General features: G+C 39.4%; 5 protein-coding genes. 2 read left to right on the top strand and 3 right to left on the bottom strand.

Annotated features, from left to right (window positions below):
- Positions 1 to 153: 153 nt before the first annotated feature.
- Complete coding sequence (locus JWQ85_RS11075; RefSeq protein ID WP_299467859.1) at positions 154 to 459, bottom strand: DUF3175 domain-containing protein; 306 nt, start codon at positions 457 to 459, stop codon at positions 154 to 156.
- A gap of 65 nt (positions 460 to 524) precedes the next feature.
- Here JWQ85_RS11075 and JWQ85_RS11070 point away from each other — a divergent pair, with 65 nt between their 5' ends.
- On the top strand, positions 525 to 1091 hold the full coding sequence (locus JWQ85_RS11070; RefSeq protein WP_299467858.1) for a hypothetical protein: 567 nt from the start codon (positions 525 to 527) through the stop codon (positions 1089 to 1091).
- Positions 1092 to 1163: 72 nt separating this feature from the next.
- Here JWQ85_RS11070 and JWQ85_RS11065 read toward each other — a convergent pair whose 3' ends face one another.
- On the bottom strand, positions 1164 to 1508 hold the full coding sequence (locus JWQ85_RS11065; protein WP_299467856.1) for a phosphoribosylpyrophosphate synthetase: 345 nt from the start codon (positions 1506 to 1508) through the stop codon (positions 1164 to 1166).
- A 196-nt stretch (positions 1509 to 1704) separates the two neighbouring features.
- Here JWQ85_RS11065 and JWQ85_RS11060 point away from each other — a divergent pair, with 196 nt between their 5' ends.
- Positions 1705 to 2574, top strand: coding sequence for a hypothetical protein (locus JWQ85_RS11060; RefSeq protein ID WP_299467854.1), 870 nt, complete (start codon positions 1705 to 1707; stop codon positions 2572 to 2574).
- A gap of 116 nt (positions 2575 to 2690) precedes the next feature.
- On the opposite strand, the gene JWQ85_RS11055 is transcribed toward JWQ85_RS11060, so the two are convergent.
- The coding region (locus JWQ85_RS11055) for an AAA family ATPase (RefSeq protein WP_299467852.1) at positions 2691 to 3734 on the bottom strand (1044 nt) is incomplete at its 5' end.

The following is a 3734-nucleotide window of genomic DNA, read 5'->3' as shown; positions in this document are numbered from 1 at the left end:
AAATCGATTGAATTTAACCATGTAATAACGATTATTTAACGGTAGGCAAATGTATAATTTTTACAAAGCCATAGTGTTTAAATGTTGTAAAGATTTGAAGGTATATAAATTACAGACAGTAATTATTATAAAATGTTACAGGCAGCAAGCCGGTTACTTTTCTTCGTGCCCATACAGCTTACGCAATTTGTTCTTTGCTCTTTCGAGTGGTTTTTTTTGGGTCTTGGTAAGGTTCTTCCCGGCGCGGTTTATGTAAAAATTAAGCATAGACATTGCACTTTGGAAGGGAGAACCTTTGCGCCTGTGGCTTTTATCGGCCGAGTGTTTTAACGATTCGGCAATTTCTTCCGGATCTTTTGATTTAAAAACTTCCCTGTCCAGATCAAGGGCATCGCTGGTTTCGGTTACTTTAGCCGACCACCTTTTGGTTGCTTTTTTTGCTTTCTGTTTCGCAGTCATAACACAATACCTTTTATTATAAAAGATGGGGCACTGAAAAAAGTTTTCATAATTTTATATTCCTGATGGATACAATGTTTACCACCGACCAGCTTATTCAGCAATTAATGGCTGACCCTACAAAGGGGTTTATTGAGCGGCTATCAGTTAAATTAAGAGAACAAAACTTTGACCTGGACAAGCTAATAGATATTACATTCCATAATGATATACAAGTTGGCTTTCGCGCCGCATGGCTACTGGATACTACTGTTTTAGCCGAACCCGAACGCTACGTTAATAATCTGGAATACTTTGTACAGCGAATGGGCGATGTTACCAATGCCAGCTGTAAAAGGCACTATACCCGCATTTTAATGCATCTTACCTCGCCCGACGCCCCGAAAGAGATCAAAATAAAGTTGGCCGGCATTGATATGGAAGTTGTGGTTGAGCAATGTTTTGACTGGCTGATAGACTCTAAAGTAAAAGTTGCGGTTAAGGTATTTGCGGCCGATACCCTGTTTAACTTATGTGACCGTTACGATTGGATAAAAGAAGAACTGGCCAATCAGATACAATTTATGCTGCGCGATGCCGGCCCGGCTATACAATCAAGAGGAAAGAAATTGCTTGCAGCAATTAAAAGCTAAAGTAAAAGCCAAAATTCAAAAACAATGCCTGTCGCCTGCAAAGCTTTTGAATTTTGACTTTTTACTTGTGAATTACTGTGTCGGTCGATCACTACCATGCAGGTTATTGCTTACCTGGTGGTGGTGCAGCTTTGCTGCTATAGCCGATGAACTATCATCGGCATAAGTACCGTACGCGTTAACTAATATACCTTTTAAATTGTATTTAGCTGAACTAATACCATAAACTATTGCCATATCATCCGGATTGCTTTGCCCTTCGAAACGGTAGAACTCATCTATTTCAAAGTCGTTAGCGGTCATATGTATGTTGTTCGATTTATCGTCTATGGTGTCGCCTTCAAGGCTTAAGTTTGCGGTATATCCTCTTTTCGTCAGATCGTTAGTGGCATCCACTAATGTTTCAAAATTTTTCATGGTAGTAGCGTTTATTCTGGTGTGATAATGATTATAATGTAATAACCCAAAAACATGCCTGTTGTTTTAATTTGAATGATGATGTTTACAGTTCAATTTTATTTATTTAATTTCAATATATAAGATATTATCATCATCTTTGATTACCTGAGCATCAGACCATTAAGTATTTTAAAATGGTGCACCTATCGCAATTATGAAAAGATTTTTATTTTTAACCTTTATTGCGATATCTTTTATTGCTTGTAAAAAAGATAATGGCAATTCCCCCTCAACTGGCAATCCCCCCTCAACCGGGAATCCACCTTCAACTGGGAATCCACCTTCAACTGTTAAAAAACTATTATCCAAAGTGGTGGACTCTTACAACGGAAGCACTACAGAGTATAGCTTTAATGACAAAAATCAGGTGATTAAAGTTCATAAATCTTCTATATATACAACCCTTTTTCAAGATTTCGTTTTAGCATATAATGCTGACGGCACATTAAATAGGCTGGAAAATGCAGGACAATATTCATATGATTATCTTAATTTTAGCTATAATTATGGTAAACTAACAGGAATTAACCACATCTTTCCTTCAAACCCAGCAGTAAACAGCGCTATTGAATTAAAAACAAATGAGCTTGGTACTATCGGTACTATAAGCACAATGATCTATTCTTATGTAAATGGTGAAGAATATGCTATCAATGACATTGCATTTGAATATCTTAATGGCAATCTTGTAAAGTTGACTGTAAAGGATGCGGGGGCATTTTTTTCGGGATCAGTTTATGAGTATGGAGATAAAAAAAGCCCGTATTTATATAGCGGTGACACGTTTAATATGTTTAATGTGTTTGATATGTTTACCCAGTCGATGATGCCATTTGCCAGTAAAAATGAAATAACAAAAGAGACGTGTATGAATTATTCTGAAATGACCACTTATGTCTATAGCTACACATATGATAGTGAGGGATATCCTACTAAGGCAAACGTAAAAAGCACATATATTAAGCATAATGTTCCCGAGATACAATCCGGCACCATTGAATACACCTATATAAATGCCAAGTAAATAGCCATCGGGCCAGGATATTTCGTTAAAGCTTGCTGCAACGTGACGCCAATTATAGTATTACAAAAAGAGCGGCCTTTTGGGCCGCTCTTTTTGTAATACATCCTAACATCAAATTATTCACTCGCATTCATAAATACAAAGTTGTTATCAAACATATCCAGCTTTATCTTGCTGTCTCTATCTACCTTACCGGCCAGTATTTGTTTTGATAGCTCGTTCAGTATTTTCTTTTGAATAACCCTTTTTAAAGGCCTTGCGCCAAATTGCGGGTCGTAGCCCAATTGTGCCAGCCAATCCAGCGCCTCGTCAGATGCTTCGATAGTTACACCCATTTCGGCAAGGGTTTGCTGTACCTGCTTAAACTGCAGCTTCACAATATCGGTTATCTCATCGCGGCTAAGCGGGGTAAACATAATGATCTCGTCAATCCTGTTCAAAAACTCGGGGCGTATAGTTGCACGCAGCAAAGTAAATAGGTCGTTCTTTGTTTTGGCGATAACTTCCTCACGGTTTTCATCATCCAACTCCTGGAAGTTTTCCTGGATAATGTTGGAGCCGATATTAGATGTCATGATGATGATAGTATTCTTAAAGTTTACCACCCGGCCTTTATTATCTGTTAAGTGCCCATCATCTAATACCTGCAACAGTATGTTAAACACATCCGGATGCGCTTTTTCTATTTCATCCAGTAATACCACACTATATGGCTTGCGGCGCACGGCTTCGGTCAGTTGACCACCTTCATCGTAACCCACATATCCCGGAGGCGCACCTATCAGCCTTGAAACCGAATGGCGCTCCTGGTATTCGCTCATATCTATACGTACCAATGAGTTTTCATCATTGAACAGGTATTCGGCAAGGGCTTTGGCCAGCTCGGTTTTACCCACACCTGTAGTGCCCAAAAATATGAACGAGCCTATTGGCTTACGTTTATCCTGCAAACCGGCACGGCTGCGGCGGATAGCATCGCTTATGGCTTCAATAGCTTCCTCCTGCCCTGCTACACGTTTGTGCAGCTCGTCTTCCAGGTTAAGCAGCTTTTCGCGTTCGCTTTGTATCATTTTACTAACCGGGATACCTGTCCAGCGGCTTACCACACCTGCAATATCATCGGCGGTAACTTCCTCTTTCAGCATACGGCTATCCTGTTG

Origin of the sequence: Mucilaginibacter sp. (genome assembly GCF_028288105.1) — a bacterium.
Lineage (GTDB): Bacteria > Bacteroidota > Bacteroidia > Sphingobacteriales > Sphingobacteriaceae > Mucilaginibacter.
This window is presented reverse-complemented; position numbering and strand designations above follow the sequence as displayed.